Genomic DNA, 15,125 nt, shown 5'->3' with positions numbered 1-15,125 from the left:
GCGGCCTGACGCAGATGAGCAATCTCGCGGTCCTCTTCCAGAGTCCCGAGCTGAACCTGCAGCTCGTGGTGGATGGCCTGCTGGCCGGCGCGATCTTTGCGCTGGCGGCCTACGGCATGGCGCTGGTATGGGGCGTGATGAATCTCATCAACATAGCCCAGGGCGAGCTGGTGATGCTGGGCGGCTATATCGTGATCTGGCTGGTTGGCAAGGGCGTGCCCCCGATGCTGGCCGTGCCGGTTGCCGCGGCGGTGATGTACTGCGTGGGCTGGGGTCTCTATCGCATCGTTATCTTCCGCCTGGTCGAGCGCGATCTCTTTGTCTCGGTGCTGGCCACCTTCGGCCTGAGCATCGTGCTGCAGCAGCTCGCCAACCTGGCCTTCGGCGCCAATGTGCGTACGGTCGATGCGGGGCTGGGCAGCCTGTTGCTGCCGGGCGGACTGGTGGTGCCGAAGATCAAGCTGGCAGCGTTCGCCGCAGCGCTGGCGCTGGGCGCCAGCCTGATGCTGTTCCTCAGGCATTCGCGCCGCGGCCAGGCGATCCGGGCGACCGCCCAGAACGCGCGCGCTGCCCGTGTACTGGGGGTGGACGCCGATCGCATCTATGCCTCGACCTTCGCTCTCAACGCCGCCATCTGCGGCGCGGCGGGCGGGCTGGTGGCAATGACCTGGATTATCCACCCCTACCTGGGCCTGCCCTATACCGTGCGCGCCTTCATGATCGTGGTGGTGGCCGGGCTGGGCAGCATGCTGCCGGTGCTTGGCGCCGGCGGCGGGCTGGGCATTGCCGAGAACTATGCCGGCTTCCTGCTCGGCACCGAGTACCAGACCGCCTTCCTCTACGCCCTGCTGGTGGCGATCCTGGTAAGCCGCAACCTGATGCTGCGCCGGCGGCGCGGCTACCTGCGATGAACCCGCACCTGCGCGGCGCACGCCGGCCCGAATCGGATCTCCCGGTCACCTCGGCCGCCGGGGCGGCCTGGATGGCGCTGCTTGCGGGCAGCGTGGGCGCGCTGATCGCGCCGTGGCTGTTCGCCGGCATCACCACGCAGCTGACCTTTCTCTGGCTGATGGTTCTATTTGCGCTGACGTGGGATGTGATGGGCGGGCAGATGGGCTATAACTCGTTCGGCAACATCGTGTTCTTCGGCGTGGGTGCCTATGTCTGCGCGGTGGTGCAGCGCGACTTCGGGCTGGGCTACTTCGCCGGGCTGGCGGTGGGTACCGGCCTGGCGGCGCTGGCGGCCGTGGCGGCGGCGCTTGCGCTGGGCCCGGCCATGCTGGGCTTGCGCGGCCACTACTTCGCCATCGGAACACTGGGCCTGGGCATCGCCTGCGCCGATGGTGCCGCCGGCTGGGATTTCATCGGCGCGGGATCGGGCATGACGCTGCCGCTGTTCCCGGGTGCTGCCGGCAGCCGCGAGCCGTTCTTCTACTACGCGATGCTGGTGCTGGCCGTAGTGACCCTGCTGTCGCTGCGCTGGCTCTATGCGCGACCGTTCGGTCTCGCGCTCAATGCCATCCGCGATGACGAGGACAAGGCCGAGGCGCTCGGCCTGCACACGACGCGCTACAAGATCCTGGCGTGGTGCGTGTGCGCCCTCTTCCTCGGCATGGCGGGCGCCCTGACGGGCAACCTGGTGGGCTTCATCGATCCGCGCGAACTGGCCTTTGCCGGCGCCACCTTCGGCGTGTGGATGGTGGTGATGGCAATCCTGGGCGGCAAGGGCACGCTGTGGGGGCCGGTGATCGGCGCCGCGCTGTTCCACCTGACCCAGGAACTGTTCTGGACTTACCTGCTGAACTGGCAGCGCGTTGCGCTGGGCGTGCTGATCGTGCTGATCGTGGTGCTGTTCCCGACCGGCATCATGGGCTGGCTGCGCGACTACAGTGCCAACCGCCGCCGCATCACGGGGAGTCCCGCGCCATGAACAACCTGCTTGCGGTGCGCGGCGTCACCAAGCGCTTCGGCGGTGTCGTCGCCAACCATGACATCTCCCTGCAGGTGCCGCACGGCAGCATCGTCGGCCTGATCGGGCCGAACGGTTCGGGCAAGACGACCCTGTTCAATTCGATCGTCGGCTACCACCCGATCGACGGCGGGTCGATCGCGTTCGACGGACGCGAGATCTCGCGGCTGCGCGTTCCCGAGATCGCCCGCCTGGGCCTGGTGCGCACCTTCCAGCAGACGCGGGTGTTCGGCAAGATGAGCTGCCTGCAGAACCTGCTGGTCAGCGTGCCGCATATGCATGAAGGACTCGCCGCCATGTGCACGCGGCAGGCACCAGCAGTGACGGAGCGGGCCCGGCAGACCCTGCGCATGGCCGGGCTGGAGGACCACGGGGACCAGCGCGGCGCCGACCTCTCGTTCGGGCAGCAGAAGCTGCTCGAGATCTGCATGGCCCTGATGAACGAGCCCAGGCTGCTGCTGCTCGATGAGCCCACCGCCGGCGTGAACCCGGTGATGATCGACAGCCTGATCGCGCTGCTCAGGGACATCAACGCGCGGCTCGGCATCACCCTGCTGGTGATCGAACACAATATGCGGGTAATGATGCAGCTGGCCGGCCACATCTATTGCCTGGCGCATGGCGAGGTGCTGGCGCAGGGATCGCCAGCGCAGATCACGGCCAACCCCACGGTGATCGAGGCCTACCTGGGAGGACAGCCATGATCAGCGCGCACACCGCGGCCCAGCCGGCTGTCCACGCACCAGCCGCCACGCTCGCCGCAGCGCTCTCGCGTCCCCGGCCAACGATCGGGCAACTCGAGCAACTGGCCGGCGGCACGCCGATGGTCGCGGTGGACAACCTGGTCGCCGGCTATGGCGCCATGGAAATCGTGCACGGCTTCAGCCTGCGCGTGGCGCGCGGCGGTTCGCTGTGCCTGATCGGCCCGAACGGCGCGGGCAAGTCCACCGTGCTACGCGCCATCTACGGCCTGGCCCGGGTCATGTCGGGGACCATCACCGTGGCCGGCGCGCCGGTCACCCACCTGCGTGCCGAGCAGAAGCTGCGGCAGGCAGGCGTAGCCTATGTGCTGCAGGAGGGTTCGATCTTCCCTGACATGACGGTCGAAGAAAACCTGCTGATGGGCGGGTACCTGATGCCGCACCCGCGCGACGCCAGGGCTGCGGCCGAGCGCATCTTCCAGCGCCATGGCGCGCTCGCGCAACGGCGCGGCGAGCGCGCCAGCGTGCTCTCCGGCGGGGAGCGCAGGCTGCTGGAAATCTCGCGCGCGCTGATGATGGACCCCGCCGTGCTGCTGGTGGACGAGCCCTCGATCGGGCTGGAGCCGCGCTTTGTCGACCTGGTGTTCGAACACCTGCGCCAGCTGCAGCAGGATGAGGGCAAGACCATCATCCTGGTCGAGCAGAACGCCCGCAAAGGGCTCGCCTTCGCCGACCTCGGCTATGTCCTGGTGGCCGGGCAGCTGGCCATGGCCGGCACCGGTGGCGAACTGGGCCGGGACCCGGAGGTCGGCCGGCTATTTCTTGGCGCCTGAGCCACCGCTGCGGTGCGGCGCCGGCTTACAAGGAGACCAAAATGTTCAAGCATCTGCTCGTGGCGGTCGACGGCTCGGACCTGTCCGATACGGCCTACCGCAAGGCCATCGAGCTGGCCAGCTCGATACAGGCCCGCCTCACCGCGATCCAGGTCGTCGCGCACTATGACGTGATGCGCCTGCAGACCGCCATGCTCCAGGAAACCCGGCAACGCTTCATGCAGGAAGCCTACCGGCAGGCCGAGGCCTACCTGGCAACGATCGCGCAGGAGGCCGCCGCGGCGGGCGTGCCGTGTGAAACCGCCTGCCCCACCGGCGACCACATCTTCCAGGCCATCATCGACGAGGCTGAGGCGAGGAAGTGCGACCTGATCGTGATGGCCTCGCATGGGCGGCGCGGGCTACAGGCGCTGCTGATCGGCAGCGAGACGCACAAGGTGCTGACACACGCGACGATTCCAGTGCTGGTTTTTCGCTAGCACCCGAGCCGCTGCGCCACTGCCGCCACGCGCGCCGCATGAACGCGGTCGCGGATCTGGCTGACATCATCGCCGCATGCGCGCGCGACGGCGCCGGCGTCGACGGCCGCCGCCGCGTCCAGCGCGGCCAGCAAGCGCGCCGCCTGGGGATACGCGCTCGCCTCAAAGCCCTTGCGTCCGCGCATGTCGGCCTCGCAGGCCTGCAGTGCTTCGGCAAAGCGGGCCGGCTTGCGCAGCGCATCGCAGCGTTCAAGCAGGCGCACCACGGCCGCCGCGCTGAATTCCAGCGAGCGGTGGATATTGCCATGCTCGCGCGCCACCACCACCGCCAGGTCGCGGCAGTCGTTGGGTATGCGCAGCCGCGCGCAGACGGCTTCCAGCAGCTTGACGCTGCGCATCTCGTGGCCGGTATGGCGCGGCAGCACGTCCTCAGGCGTGGTGCCCTTGCCCAGGTCATGCACCAGCGCGGCAAAGCGCGCCGGCAGCGGCGCGCCCAGCGCCGCGGCGCAGTCGATCACCATCATCACGTGCACGCCGGTATCCACCTCGGGGTGGTAGTCGGCGCGCTGCGGCACGCCCCACAGCCGGTCCAGCTCGGGCAGCAGCCGCGCCAGCGCGCCGCATTCGCGCAGCACCTCGAACATGCGCGACGGGCGCGCCTCCATCAGCCCGCGCGCCAGTTCCTGCCAGACGCGCTCGGGGACCAGGGCATCGACTTCGCCCGCGGCCACCATCTCGCGCATCAGGCGCATGGTCTCGGCGGCAACGGTGAAGTCCTGGAAGCGCGCGGCAAAGCGCGCCAGCCGCAGGATGCGCACCGGGTCTTCGGCAAAGGCATCGGATACATGGCGGAACAAGCGCGCGGCCAGGTCGCGCTGGCCGCCATGAGGGTCGATCACGGGACCAGCCAGGTTGCCGTCGGCATCGACGGCGCGCGCCATGGCGTTGATGGTCAGGTCGCGCCGGACCAGGTCGTCCTCGAGCGTGACATCGGGCTCGCAGTAGAAGGCAAAGCCCTTGTAGCCCATCGCGGTCTTGCGCTCGGTGCGGGCCAGCGCGTATTCCTCCTGGGTGCGCGGATGCAGGAAGACCGGGAAATCCTTGCCCACCGGGCGAAAGCCCGCGGCCTCCATCTGCGCCGGGGTCGCGCCAACGACCACGTAGTCGCGGTCCTGGCTGGGCTTGCCCAGCAGTTCGTCGCGGATCGCGCCGCCGACGGCATACACCTGCATCGTTCTGGCCTCGTCGTGGGCTGGTGCCGGGCTGGCGCTCGGCACCAGCGGTATTGCTAGTGGTTGATGATTATCGCATCGGGACGATCCGGGGCCAGCCGGTAGGGTTCGTCGTCGGCCAGGAAGTCGCGTTCCTCGCGTGCGCCGGCAATCCATTCCTGCATTGCCGGCAGCGCCAGCATGAAGTCGGCATAGGCCTTGGCGTCCTCGGCTTCGTCGGGCAGGTGGATGCCGTAGGTGGCAAAGCGGCTCACCACCGGCGCGAAGAACGCGTCGGCCACGGTGAACTCGCCGAACAGGAACGGCCCGTTCGCGCCGTGCTGCTGGCGCAGCCCTTCCCAGATCGCGGCGATGCGCTCCACGTCGCGCTGCACGGCCACGTTCCAGCCGCGTCCGGGCAGCACCGCGGTCACGTTCATCGGCAACTGGTTGCGCAGGTTGCCGAAGCCCGAATGCATCTCGGCGCAGACGGCGCGCGCCACCGCGCGCTGGGCACGGTCGGCCGGCCACAGGTGCTTTTCCGGGAAGCGCTCGGCCAGGTATTCGGAGATCGCCAGCGAATCCCACACCGTGACCTCGCCATCGACCAGCGCCGGCACCTTGCCCGCGGGCGAGTAGCGCGCGATCTCGGCAGCGAAGCTGCCGGTGAACAGGCGCACCTGCACTTCTTCGAAATCAATGCCGGCCTGGCGCAGCAACAGCCACGGGCGCAGCGACCAGGAGGAATAGTTCTTGTTGCCGATGACGAGCTTCATCGTGGGTCCTTGGGGGAGGAAACGGAGGGAGACGGCGCAGGCGCGGCGCCTGCCGCCTGCAGGACGGCGTGGCGGCCGCGCGCCGGACTGGTCATTCTGCCAGCGCGGCCGTCCGCGTCAAAGTGAATTGCGCTAGCAACCGATATGAAATCCGGTCACATAGGGCGCACCGGCCGCCGGGCCCGTCAGCGGTGCACGCTCGCGCGCATATGGGTCAGCGTGGTATCGCGGTTGCGCCCGGCCAGCGCGTCGGTCATGATCGACTCCAGGCTGGCCGGATGCAGGTTCAGTTCGGGTGCGACCGGGTGTTCCAGCACATTGTCGAGCTGCATCGAGTCGAGGTTGTCACGCGACAGCAGCGGTTCGCCCGGCATATGCTCCATGATGCTGGCCTGCACCCGTGCCAGCGCATCGGGCAGCGCGATCACCGGGCGCGGATGCCCGGACGCGCGGCCGGCAAAGCGCACCAGCTCTTCCAGCGTATAGACCTGCGGTCCGCCCAGCTCATAGCCGTGGCCGATCGTGGCCGGGTTCACCATGGCATTCAGGTAGGCCTGCACCACATCCTGCACGAATACCGGCTGGAAGCGTGCATGCGCGCACGCCAGCGGCACCACCGGGGCCATCTGTTGCATGTGGGCGAACAGGTTCAGGAAATGGTCGTCGGGGCCGAACACCACCGAGGGCCGGAAGATGGTCCAGTCCAGCCCGCTGGCGCGCACCACGCGCTCGCCGTCGCCCTTGCTGCGCAGGTACATCGACGGCCCGTTGCTGTCCGCGCCCAGCGCGCTCATATGCAACAGCCGGCGCACGCCGGTGGACAGGCACGACGCCGCGATCTGCCGCACCATCTCCACATGCGCGCTGGCAAAGGCTTCGCCGTAGGGGTCGGCGCGCTCGCCGTGCAGCACGCCCACCAGGTTGACGACGATGCCATCCACGCCCAGCGAGCCGATGGCGTCGTCCAGCGCGGCATTGTCGGCCAGGCCCAGCTCCACCACTTCCACGCGCGGCAACAGCAGCAGGTGCTGCGCGTGCTCGATATTGCGCGTGCCGACTACGATGCGGTCCGGGGCGATGGGGGAATCGGGGTTGGCGCCGGGCTCCAGCGGCGCGCCCGAGGCCGAGGCAGCCCCGGCCAGGCGCGAGACGAGGTGGCTGCCGATAAAGCCGGCACCACCGATGACGAGGACGTTGCTGGTCTGCATGATGCCTCCGTGCCAAGAAAACTGCACGCCGCGGCACCCTGCGCCAGCCCGGGCCCGCCGGATCGTCCCGGCAGGGCCCGTCCTGCCCGCCCCCGCAGGGGCAACTTCAGGGCAGGCTGGTAGTGGTCACCGCCGACGGCGCGACCATGCCCAGGCGCGATTTCAGCGACTGCGGCCGGCCACTCATCAATGCAGCATAGTACGTGGCGTTGGAAAGCACATTCTTCACATAGCCGCGCGTTTCATTGAACGGAATGGTCTCTGCAAAGATCGCGCCTTCCACCGGCCGCGCCAGCGTGCTGCGCCAGGCCTTGGGCCGGCCCGGGCCGGCGTTGTATGCAGCCGAAGCCAGCGTCCACGAGCTGTCCAGGTCTGTCAGCACCATGTTCAGGTAGTTCGTGCCGAGCAGGATGTTGATATTGGGATCGGCCATCATCGACGGCGAAAAGTCGGCCATGCCGATCTTGCGCGCGACGTACTTGGCCGTGGCCGGCATCACCTGCATCAGGCCATGTGCGCCCGCCGACGAGCGCGCGTTCATGAGGAAGCGCGATTCCTGGCGGATCAGGCCGTAGACCCACGCCATGTCCAGGCCGACATCGTCGGTGGCACGCTGCATGATGTCGCGGTACGGCATCAGGAAACGCAGCGTGAAGTCATGTTCGTTGCGGGTGCGGTCGGCGGAGTTGACGGTGCGGTCCAGCAGTTCCAGGCGGCGCGCATATTCGGCCGCGGCCAGCAGCTCGCGGTCGCTCATATTGCGCAGTTCCCAGTTCCACTCGCGGTTGCCTTCGAAGCGCAGGTTCATGGCATAGAATTTCTGCGCCCGCTGAAAACCGGCGCGCGTGCGCATGGCCATGGCCTCGGCGTCGCTGACGGCGGTGCGCGCTGGCAGCGTGATGCGGTTGCCCAGCTCTTCGCTGGCCAGCTGGCCGTAGAAGTTGAACTGGCCGGCGATCTGCTGGAAGTTCTGCTGGGCCTCGGTGTCGCGGCCGTCGGCCTTGAGCGCGCGGCCATACCAGTAGATCCAGGCCGGATCCTTGGCGCGCAGTTCGGGGCGCATCAGCTCCACCGCCTGGCGCACCTGCTTCCAGTCGCCCTGGCGCAGCGCGGCGCGCACGCGCCATTCCTGCGTGTCGTCGGAGAGCCATTGGTTGCCGCCCAGGTCCATCTGGCGGCGGTAGTAGCCGGCCGCATCGGGTAGCAGCTTCTTGGCCGCGAACTGGCCGATCACGCCCCAGGCCGCACCCTGCTCGTCGCGCGACAGCGCACCCTGGGCCGTGCCGAGGTAGGCGGCGGCCTGCGACGGGTCGTTGCGCGCCATCTTGACGACGGTGGCCAGCGTATCGCCATCCGCACGCGCGTCGGGCACCAGCGCGGCGATCTTGCCGGCCAGCGTGACAAAGTTCTGTTCCAGCGCCAGCCGCGCCTGGTAGGCGACATCACTGCGCTGGATCTGCTGGCTTTGCGCCAGGTAGCCGATCAGGTCGACACAGCCTTCGCCGTAGTATTTGGGGTCGCTCAGCACATTGCGCGCATCGGCGGCCACGTTCTGGCCCTTGAGTGCACGCGACAGCAGCGCATAGCACTCGACCTGGGTATCGTCCTTGAGTGCGAACTGCGGATACTCGACATCGAAATTGGCCCAGTCGCGCTTCTTGCCCAGCACCAGCAGCCAGTCATTGCGCATGCGGTCGGCAATGGCGTCGCCCTTGTAGCGCTGCAGGAATGCGCGCACCTGATCGTCGGGCGCATCGATGCGCGCCAGGCCGCTGGCGTCGAACAGCTGCGGCTTGATGCGGAAGTACTCGACATAGGACGGGACCGGGTAGTCCACCAGCGTGGCCGAGATCGCGTAGGCGCGCTCTACGTCGTTCTTGCGCGCGGCTTCGCGCAGCGCGGTGAAGGCCTCGTCGGGATCGCTCGGGATCACCGCCGCCTGCGGGCGCGACACCGCCTGCGGGCGCTTCTGCGCATGGACGGGCGTGACAAGCAGTGCACATGCCAGCGCGATCCAGGCGGCCCGGCCGGCACGCTGCAGATATACTCCCTTCAGCATTCTTTGCTTCCTTGTCGATGACGGCGGCGCCGGCGCCTGCAACCTTGTGCCCAGCCGCGGCTCCGCCGTCCGTGTTTGGTTCGGACGAGGGGCATTATCCCACGCCATGTCATCCACTCCTGTCACGACCGCACCCAACCCTGCCGCCGACGACCGTCGTGCACTGCGCACGCAGTTGCTGGCGCAACGCGCCGCCCTGCCCGCACGCGCCGAAGCCGACGCACGCATCGCCGCCGCGCTGTCCGGATTGCTGGCCGGCCTGGCCGTGCGCTGCCTGGGTTTCTACTGGCCGATCCAGCAGGAGTTCGATGCGCGCGACGCGGTCGGCCGCTGGCTCGCCGCCATGCCTGGCCGCAGCGCCGCGCTGCCGTCGGTCAGCCGCCCGGGCGCGCCGCTGGATTTCCACCTGTGGACACCGGACACGCCCATGGCCACCGGCCACTACGGCATCCCGGTGCCGGACGGCACCGAGGCCGTGACGCCCGATGCGCTGCTCATACCCTGTGTCGGTTTCAGCCCGGACAAGTTCCGCCTGGGCTACGGCGGTGGCTTCTACGACCGCACGCTGGCGGCCATGGCGCAGCGGCCAGTAGCGATCGGCATTGGCTACGAAAGCTGCCGGCTACCGTTGCAGGCGCAGCCGCATGACATTGCCATGGACTGGATCGTTACGGAATCCGGCCAGTTCTAGTGTCCTGTTCCGTAGATAGCTTTGCCAAAATGAAATCGTCCAGTTGGTCGTCAGGCTAGGCGCGAGGAGGCGCCATAGCCGTAGCTATGGCAACGACGAGCAACGACGCTTGGCGGCCAACTGGGCGATTCCATGGCAAGGTATTTGCGGAACAGGACACTAACCCGGCCCGGCCTCGGCGCCCCGCACCAGCTCATCCACCAGCGCACGCATGCAGCGCCAGTGCGAGCCCTCCCAGAACACGCGCCGGCACTGGTCGCAGGTAACAAAGCTGCGATGGCGCTCGAGCACCCCCTCCGGCACGCGCCCGGCCGCGCCGGCCGCATCCAGCGCGCGCAGCGGCGCGTTGCAGTCCAGGCACAGCGAGAACGGCCGTGCGCTGCGCGCCAGGTCCAGCCGCGCAAAGATCTCCCGCACCTGCAGTTGCGACTTGATCGCGCGCACATAGCAGCCGTGGGTGATGCCGCGGCGCTTGAGCAGCTCGCGGTCGCGCGTCAGCACCACGCGGCCCTGGTCGACGGCGATGCGCTCGATCTCGCTGTCTTCGAAATGGTTGTCATAGAGGGTGTCGAAGCCGGTCATGCGCAGCAGGTGCGCCAGGCCGCCCAGGTGCGCGTCGGCGACAAAGCGCATCACCCGCAGCGGCTGCTCGCGTACCCGCAGCAGCGGGGACACGTCGAGCCGTTCGAACTTGGGATAGACCGAGACCCGGTCGCCATCGCGCAGCTGCCGCTCGAAGCCGGACGATTCGCCATTGACCAGGATCAGCTCGACTTCGGTATGCGGCACGCCCAGCGCCTCGATCATGTGCTTGACCGTGGCGGCGCGCGCGCAGGCGCAGGACAGGTCACGCCGGCGCTGGTCCGGCGCGAGGAAGTCGTTCAGTTCCTCGTAGAAGCGGAAGGTGGCGGTGACCATGGTGCCGAGTATGGCACTGTCGGCAGATCGGCGCGATAGCGGCACCTTGCCTCAGCCCGCATTCCCCAGCCGCAGCGCCGCCTCTACCGCCAGCTTCGCCCAGGGTGTCATCGCGCCGGGCGACTCCAGCGCCGCCGGCGGCAGGCTCAGGTAGTGGCGCATGGTGACCTCGCGCTTTGCCGACTGGTAGCGGAAGGGCTCGCTGCCCTCGGCCTCGAACTTGCCGCGCGTGGCGTCATCGGCCTTCAGGTAGCAGGTGCCGCCCGACACCAGCGCAAACATCAGCCCGTCATAGAACAGGCCATGGCCGCCGAACATGCGCCTGGCGCTGACAGGGCCGATGCGCGCCGCCAGCGGCCCCATCAGCTCGAGCAGATGTTCGATGAAGGGATCGGGGCGGCGCGTGGCCATGGCGGGCGTTACAGCTTCAGGCGCTGCCAGATCGCCTTGGTGGCGCCGGCGGCATTGAGCGTGTAGAAGTGCAGACCCGGCACGCCCGCGGCGAGCAGGCGCTCGCACAGCGCGGTGACCACGTCCAGGCCGAAGGCGCGGATCGATTCGCGGTCGTCGCCGAAGCTCTCCAGCCGCTTGGCCACCCAGCGCGGCACTTCGGCGCCGCACATCTCGGAGAAGCGCATCAGCTGCGAGTAATTGGTGATCGGCATGATGCCCGGCACGATCGGCACCTCCACGCCCTGCGCACGCACATCGTCGACAAAGCGGAAGTAGGCGTCGGCGTTGTAGAAGTACTGCGTAATGGCGGAGTCGGCGCCGGCCTTGACCTTGCGCACGAAGTTGTCCAGGTCGTGGCGCGGCGACTTGGCCTGCGGGTGGTACTCGGGGTAGGCGGCGACTTCGATGTTGAACCAGTCGCCGGTCTCGGCACGGATGAACTCGACCAGTTCGTTGGCGTAGCGGAACTCGCCGATCTCGCCCATGCCCGAGGGCATGTCGCCGCGCAGCGCGACGATATGGCGGATGCCGCCGTCGCGGTACTGCTGCAGGACGGCGCGGATGCTCTCGCGCGACGAGCCCACGCACGACAGGTGCGGCGCGGCCTCGATGCCTTCGCGCTGGATTTCCAGGACCGCGTCCAGCGTGCCCTGCTGCGTGGTGCCGCCGGCGCCGAACGTCACCGAGATGTACTTGGGCTTGAGCGGGGCCAGCTGCGCACGCGTGTTGCGCAGTTTCTCCGTGCCCTCCGCCGTCTTGGGCGGGAAGAATTCAAAGCTGAAGTAGCGGTCTTGCATGATGGTGGCGCGCCGCGTTGGCGCGGCGCGCGGTATGGGATTCGTGACAGTGCAGGCCGCGTCAGGCGGTGCGTTCGCCCAGCAGCAGGCTGGCCAGCAGCCACGAGATCACGCTGTACAGGATGGAGCCCAGCAGGGCCGCCCAGAAGCCGCCGACGGTAAAGCCCGACAGCAGGTTGCCGACAAACAGGAACAGCAGCGCGTTGATGACGAAGATAAACAGCCCCAGCGTCAGCAGCGTGACCGGCAGCGTCAGGATCACCAGGATCGGACGGATCAGCGTATTGACCAGGCCCAGCACCAGCGCCGCCAGCATCGCCGAGCCGAAGCTCTTGATGTGGATCGACGAGATGAGGTACGGCAACACGAACAGCGCAACGGCGTTGATGACCCAGACGACCAGTAGTCTCATGACGGCTCCTTGAATGTGGTTTCTCCCCCTCTCCCGCAAGCGGGAGGGGGGCCCTGCCTTACCTGCGCGGATCAGTAGCGGTAGTGGTCGGCCTTGTACGGACCTTCCTTCTTCACGCCGATATACGCGGCCTGCTGTTCGGTCAGTTCGGTCAGCTGCGCGTTCAGCTTGCGCAGCTGCAGGCGCGCCACCTTCTCGTCCAGGTGCTTGGGCAGCGTGTAGACGCCGACCGGATACTTGCCGCTGTCGCGTTCCTGCCAGAGTTCGATCTGGGCGATGGTCTGGTTGGCGAACGAGCTGCTCATCACGTACGACGGGTGGCCGGTGGCGCAGCCCAGGTTCACCAGGCGGCCCTTGGCCAGGATGATGAGCTTCTTGCCGTCGGGGAACTTAACGTGATCGACCTGCGGCTTGATCTCATCCCATTCGTACTTCTCGATCGAGGCAATGTCGATCTCGTTGTCGAAGTGGCCGATATTGCAGACGATGGCCTGGTCCTTCATTTTGGCCATGTGGTCATGGGTGATGACATGGTAGTTACCGGTGCAGGTGACGAAGATATCGCCATGCTCCGCGGCGTAGTCCATGGTCACCACGCGGTAGCCTTCCATCGCGGCCTGCAGCGCGCAGATCGGGTCGATCTCGGTCACCCACACCTGCGCCGACAGCGCGCGCAGCGCCTGTGCGCTGCCTTTGCCCACGTCGCCGTAGCCGGCCACGATGGCCACCTTGCCGGCGATCATCACGTCGGTGGCGCGCTTGATGCCGTCCACCAGCGACTCACGGCAGCCGTACAGGTTGTCGAACTTGCTCTTGGTCACCGAGTCGTTGACGTTGATGGCCGGGAAGCGCAGTTCGCCCTTCTGGGCCATCTGGTACAGGCGGTGCACGCCGGTGGTGGTTTCCTCGGTCACGCCGCGGATGGCCTCCAGGTTGCGGCTGTACCAGCTCGGATCCTTGGCCAGCTTTTCCTTGATGGCGGCGAACAGGTAGGTTTCTTCCTCGCTGCCCGGCTTGGCGATGAGCGACGCGTCCTTCTCGGCGCGCGCACCCAGGTGCAGCAGCAGCGTGGCGTCGCCGCCGTCGTCCAGGATCATGTTGGGGGTGCCGCCGTCCGACCAGTCGAAGATGCGGTGCGTGAAGTCCCAGTATTCCTTCAGCGATTCGCCCTTGAAGGCGAACACGGGCGTGCCGCCGGCGGCAATCGCGGCAGCGGCGTGGTCCTGGGTCGAGTAGATGTTGCACGAGGCCCAGCGCACGTCGGCGCCCAGTGCCTTGAGCGTCTCGATCAGCACGGCGGTCTGGATCGTCATGTGCAGCGAGCCGGCGATGCGCGCGCCCTTGAGCGGCTGCGCGGCGGCAAATTCGTCGCGGATCGCCATCAGGCCGGGCATTTCGGTCTCGGCAATGGCGATTTCCTTGCGGCCCCAGCCGGCCAGGTTGATGTCGGCGACGAGGTAGTCTTGCTTCAGGTCGGTCACAGCGTTCATGTTTCACTCCCGGTGAAGAGTGGCGCGCAGGTGACGAGTACGGGGAATCTGGCAGCTATGGCATGGCGCAAGGGCACATGCGAAGCTCGCGGATAGGTCGACTCGCCTCCGTGCGGACCACGGATCAGCGAGCGCCGTTGAAGACAGTCCGAGCCTGGCGGATGGCATGGGGCGGCTGTGCCGCCGGCCGTGCGATGTGCTTCGCAGGCCTCCATCCGTTGCAACGCTCCTCGGAGTGGCGGTATTGTAGCGTGCCCGGGCGCCTTGCGCACCGGCTCCCTCCGATTCCTGCACAGATGATCCCAACGCCACCCCGCACCCTGACCATCGCCGGTTCCGACTCCGGCGGCGGCGCCGGCATCCAGGCCGACCTGAAGACCTTTTCCGCGCTGGGCTGCTTCGGCATGAGCGCCATCACCGCGATCACCGCGCAGAACACGCTGGGCGTGACCGGCGTGCACGCCATTCCCGCCGACATGGTGGCCGCGCAGATCGATGCCGTGGCCAGCGATATCGGCGTGGACGCGGCCAAGACCGGCATGCTGGGCACCGCCACCATCGTCGAGGCCGTGGCCGCGGCGGCGGACCGGCACGGCATCCGCAAGCTGGTGGTGGACCCGGTGATGATCTCGACCTCGGGCGCGACGCTGTCCGATGACGCCACCACGCAGGCCATGGTGCGGCTACTGTTCCCGCGCGCGCTGCTGGTCACGCCCAACCTGCCCGAGGCTTCGTACCTGCTGGGCCGGAGGATCGCGCGCCGCGCCGAGATGGAACAGGCTGCCGCCGACCTGATCGCGATGGGCTGCCCTGCCGTGCTGCTCAAGGGCGGCCACCTCGAAGACGGCGCCGCCGCCGGCGGCCTGGATGACCTGCTGATGCTGGCCGACGGCAGCGTGCGCGTGTTCACGCATCCGCGTGTCGATACCCGCAACCTGCACGGCACCGGCTGCACGCTGGCTGCCGCGATTGCCGCGCAGCTGGCGCGCGGCGATGCGCTGGAGGCGGCAGTGGGCACGGCGCTGGACTATGTGGCGCATGCCATCGCCGCGGGCGCGGGGCTGCGGCTGGGCGCCGGCAACGGGCCGCTGAACCATTTGTTCGCGCCGCGCGCGCTGGGTTGACAGA

At 67.9% G+C, this 15,125-nt stretch carries 16 protein-coding genes and 1 riboswitch; of the genes, 7 read left to right on the top strand and 9 right to left on the bottom strand.

All coding sequences use genetic code 11. The features are described from left to right. The first annotated feature begins 14 nt into the window (after window positions 1-14). The 5 genes from AC3WL8_RS15285 to AC3WL8_RS15265 are packed head-to-tail and all read left to right on the top strand — an operon-like array spanning window position 15 to window position 3,982. On the top strand, window positions 15-911 hold the full coding sequence (locus AC3WL8_RS15285; protein ID WP_013955338.1) for a branched-chain amino acid ABC transporter permease: 897 nt from the start codon (window positions 15-17) through the stop codon (window positions 909-911). Further along, complete coding sequence (locus AC3WL8_RS15280; RefSeq protein WP_148271556.1) at window positions 908-1,930, top strand: branched-chain amino acid ABC transporter permease; 1,023 nt, start codon at window positions 908-910, stop codon at window positions 1,928-1,930. Before AC3WL8_RS15285 ends, AC3WL8_RS15280 begins: the two co-directional genes overlap by 4 nt. Continuing rightward, a complete protein-coding gene (locus AC3WL8_RS15275) occupies window positions 1,927-2,673 on the top strand; it encodes an ABC transporter ATP-binding protein (protein WP_492378390.1) in 747 nt (248 codons plus the stop codon). Before AC3WL8_RS15280 ends, AC3WL8_RS15275 begins: the two co-directional genes overlap by 4 nt. Continuing rightward, window positions 2,670-3,503, top strand: coding sequence for an ABC transporter ATP-binding protein (locus tag AC3WL8_RS15270; RefSeq protein ID WP_492378389.1), 834 nt, complete (start codon window positions 2,670-2,672; stop codon window positions 3,501-3,503). Before AC3WL8_RS15275 ends, AC3WL8_RS15270 begins: the two co-directional genes overlap by 4 nt. Before the next feature lie 41 nt (window positions 3,504-3,544). Then, on the top strand, window positions 3,545-3,982 hold the full coding sequence (locus tag AC3WL8_RS15265; RefSeq protein WP_013955334.1) for a universal stress protein: 438 nt from the start codon (window positions 3,545-3,547) through the stop codon (window positions 3,980-3,982). Here AC3WL8_RS15265 and AC3WL8_RS15260 read toward each other — a convergent pair. From AC3WL8_RS15260 to AC3WL8_RS15245, 4 genes are all read right to left on the bottom strand, one after another. Further along, window positions 3,979-5,214, bottom strand: coding sequence for a multifunctional CCA addition/repair protein (locus tag AC3WL8_RS15260; protein WP_492378388.1), 1,236 nt, complete (start codon window positions 5,212-5,214; stop codon window positions 3,979-3,981). The genes AC3WL8_RS15265 and AC3WL8_RS15260 overlap by 4 nt on opposite strands. 56 nt (window positions 5,215-5,270) lie before the next feature. Beyond that, window positions 5,271-5,969 (bottom strand): glutathione S-transferase family protein, encoded by a 699-nt coding sequence (locus AC3WL8_RS15255; protein ID WP_013955332.1) that lies wholly within the window; start codon window positions 5,967-5,969, stop codon window positions 5,271-5,273. 185 nt (window positions 5,970-6,154) lie between these two features. Next, window positions 6,155-7,177, bottom strand: a complete 1,023-nt coding sequence (locus AC3WL8_RS15250) for a complex I NDUFA9 subunit family protein (protein ID WP_153954929.1) — start codon at window positions 7,175-7,177, stop codon at window positions 6,155-6,157. 106 nt (window positions 7,178-7,283) lie between these two features. Next, window positions 7,284-9,236: a lytic transglycosylase domain-containing protein gene (locus tag AC3WL8_RS15245; protein ID WP_492378387.1), complete on the bottom strand. Its 1,953-nt coding sequence runs from the start codon at window positions 9,234-9,236 to the stop codon at window positions 7,284-7,286. Window positions 9,237-9,342: 106 nt separating this feature from the next. Between AC3WL8_RS15245 and AC3WL8_RS15240 the strand changes: the two genes are divergently transcribed. Further along, on the top strand, window positions 9,343-9,927 hold the full coding sequence (locus tag AC3WL8_RS15240) for a 5-formyltetrahydrofolate cyclo-ligase (protein WP_013955329.1): 585 nt from the start codon (window positions 9,343-9,345) through the stop codon (window positions 9,925-9,927). A 159-nt stretch (window positions 9,928-10,086) separates the two neighbouring features. On the opposite strand, the gene AC3WL8_RS15235 is transcribed toward AC3WL8_RS15240, so the two are convergent. From AC3WL8_RS15235 to ahcY, 5 genes are all read right to left on the bottom strand, one after another. Continuing rightward, on the bottom strand, window positions 10,087-10,845 hold the full coding sequence (locus tag AC3WL8_RS15235) for a Mut7-C RNAse domain-containing protein (protein ID WP_013955328.1): 759 nt from the start codon (window positions 10,843-10,845) through the stop codon (window positions 10,087-10,089). A gap of 51 nt (window positions 10,846-10,896) precedes the next feature. Beyond that, window positions 10,897-11,256, bottom strand: a complete 360-nt coding sequence (locus tag AC3WL8_RS15230) for a TfoX/Sxy family protein (protein ID WP_013955327.1) — start codon at window positions 11,254-11,256, stop codon at window positions 10,897-10,899. 8 nt (window positions 11,257-11,264) lie between these two features. After that, complete coding sequence (gene metF / locus AC3WL8_RS15225; protein ID WP_114131115.1) at window positions 11,265-12,095, bottom strand: methylenetetrahydrofolate reductase [NAD(P)H]; 831 nt, start codon at window positions 12,093-12,095, stop codon at window positions 11,265-11,267. 61 nt (window positions 12,096-12,156) lie between these two features. Beyond that, a complete protein-coding gene (locus AC3WL8_RS15220; RefSeq protein WP_013955325.1) occupies window positions 12,157-12,507 on the bottom strand; it encodes a phage holin family protein in 351 nt (116 codons plus the stop codon). A 71-nt stretch (window positions 12,508-12,578) separates the two neighbouring features. Continuing rightward, entirely contained in the window at window positions 12,579-13,997 is a 1,419-nt protein-coding gene (gene ahcY, locus AC3WL8_RS15215) for an adenosylhomocysteinase (protein ID WP_010813332.1), read from the bottom strand. A 122-nt stretch (window positions 13,998-14,119) separates the two neighbouring features. After that, window positions 14,120-14,235, bottom strand: a riboswitch (S-adenosyl-L-homocysteine riboswitch). Between the two features lie 58 nt (window positions 14,236-14,293). On the opposite strand from ahcY, the gene thiD reads away from it, so the two are divergent. Then, a complete protein-coding gene (gene thiD, locus AC3WL8_RS15210; protein ID WP_492378386.1) occupies window positions 14,294-15,121 on the top strand; it encodes a bifunctional hydroxymethylpyrimidine kinase/phosphomethylpyrimidine kinase in 828 nt (275 codons plus the stop codon). Window positions 15,122-15,125: the final 4 nt, after the last annotated feature.

This window comes from Cupriavidus sp. FW305-F7, from assembly GCF_058782875.1.
The sequence above is the reverse complement of the archived record's forward strand: the minus strand, read 5'-3'. Positions and strand labels throughout refer to the sequence as shown.

Bases quoted from the DNA above. Each gene is read 5' to 3' on its own strand.
- AC3WL8_RS15285 (WP_013955338.1), top strand. From the start codon at position 15: ATGAGCAATCTCGCGGTCCTCTTCCAGAGTCCCGAGCTGAACCTGCAG.
- AC3WL8_RS15280 (WP_148271556.1), top strand. From the start codon at position 908: ATGAACCCGCACCTGCGCGGCGCACGCCGGCCCGAATCGGATCTCCCG.
- AC3WL8_RS15275 (WP_492378390.1), top strand. From the start codon at position 1,927: ATGAACAACCTGCTTGCGGTGCGCGGCGTCACCAAGCGCTTCGGCGGT.
- AC3WL8_RS15270 (WP_492378389.1), top strand. From the start codon at position 2,670: ATGATCAGCGCGCACACCGCGGCCCAGCCGGCTGTCCACGCACCAGCC.
- AC3WL8_RS15265 (WP_013955334.1), top strand. From the start codon at position 3,545: ATGTTCAAGCATCTGCTCGTGGCGGTCGACGGCTCGGACCTGTCCGAT.
- AC3WL8_RS15260 (WP_492378388.1), bottom strand. From the start codon at position 5,214: ATGCAGGTGTATGCCGTCGGCGGCGCGATCCGCGACGAACTGCTGGGC.
- AC3WL8_RS15255 (WP_013955332.1), bottom strand. From the start codon at position 5,969: ATGAAGCTCGTCATCGGCAACAAGAACTATTCCTCCTGGTCGCTGCGC.
- AC3WL8_RS15250 (WP_153954929.1), bottom strand. From the start codon at position 7,177: ATGCAGACCAGCAACGTCCTCGTCATCGGTGGTGCCGGCTTTATCGGC.
- AC3WL8_RS15245 (WP_492378387.1), bottom strand. From the start codon at position 9,236: ATGCTGAAGGGAGTATATCTGCAGCGTGCCGGCCGGGCCGCCTGGATC.
- AC3WL8_RS15240 (WP_013955329.1), top strand. From the start codon at position 9,343: ATGTCATCCACTCCTGTCACGACCGCACCCAACCCTGCCGCCGACGAC.
- AC3WL8_RS15235 (WP_013955328.1), bottom strand. From the start codon at position 10,845: ATGGTCACCGCCACCTTCCGCTTCTACGAGGAACTGAACGACTTCCTC.
- AC3WL8_RS15230 (WP_013955327.1), bottom strand. From the start codon at position 11,256: ATGGCCACGCGCCGCCCCGATCCCTTCATCGAACATCTGCTCGAGCTG.
- metF (WP_114131115.1), bottom strand. From the start codon at position 12,095: ATGCAAGACCGCTACTTCAGCTTTGAATTCTTCCCGCCCAAGACGGCG.
- AC3WL8_RS15220 (WP_013955325.1), bottom strand. From the start codon at position 12,507: ATGAGACTACTGGTCGTCTGGGTCATCAACGCCGTTGCGCTGTTCGTG.
- ahcY (WP_010813332.1), bottom strand. From the start codon at position 13,997: ATGAACGCTGTGACCGACCTGAAGCAAGACTACCTCGTCGCCGACATC.
- thiD (WP_492378386.1), top strand. From the start codon at position 14,294: ATGATCCCAACGCCACCCCGCACCCTGACCATCGCCGGTTCCGACTCC.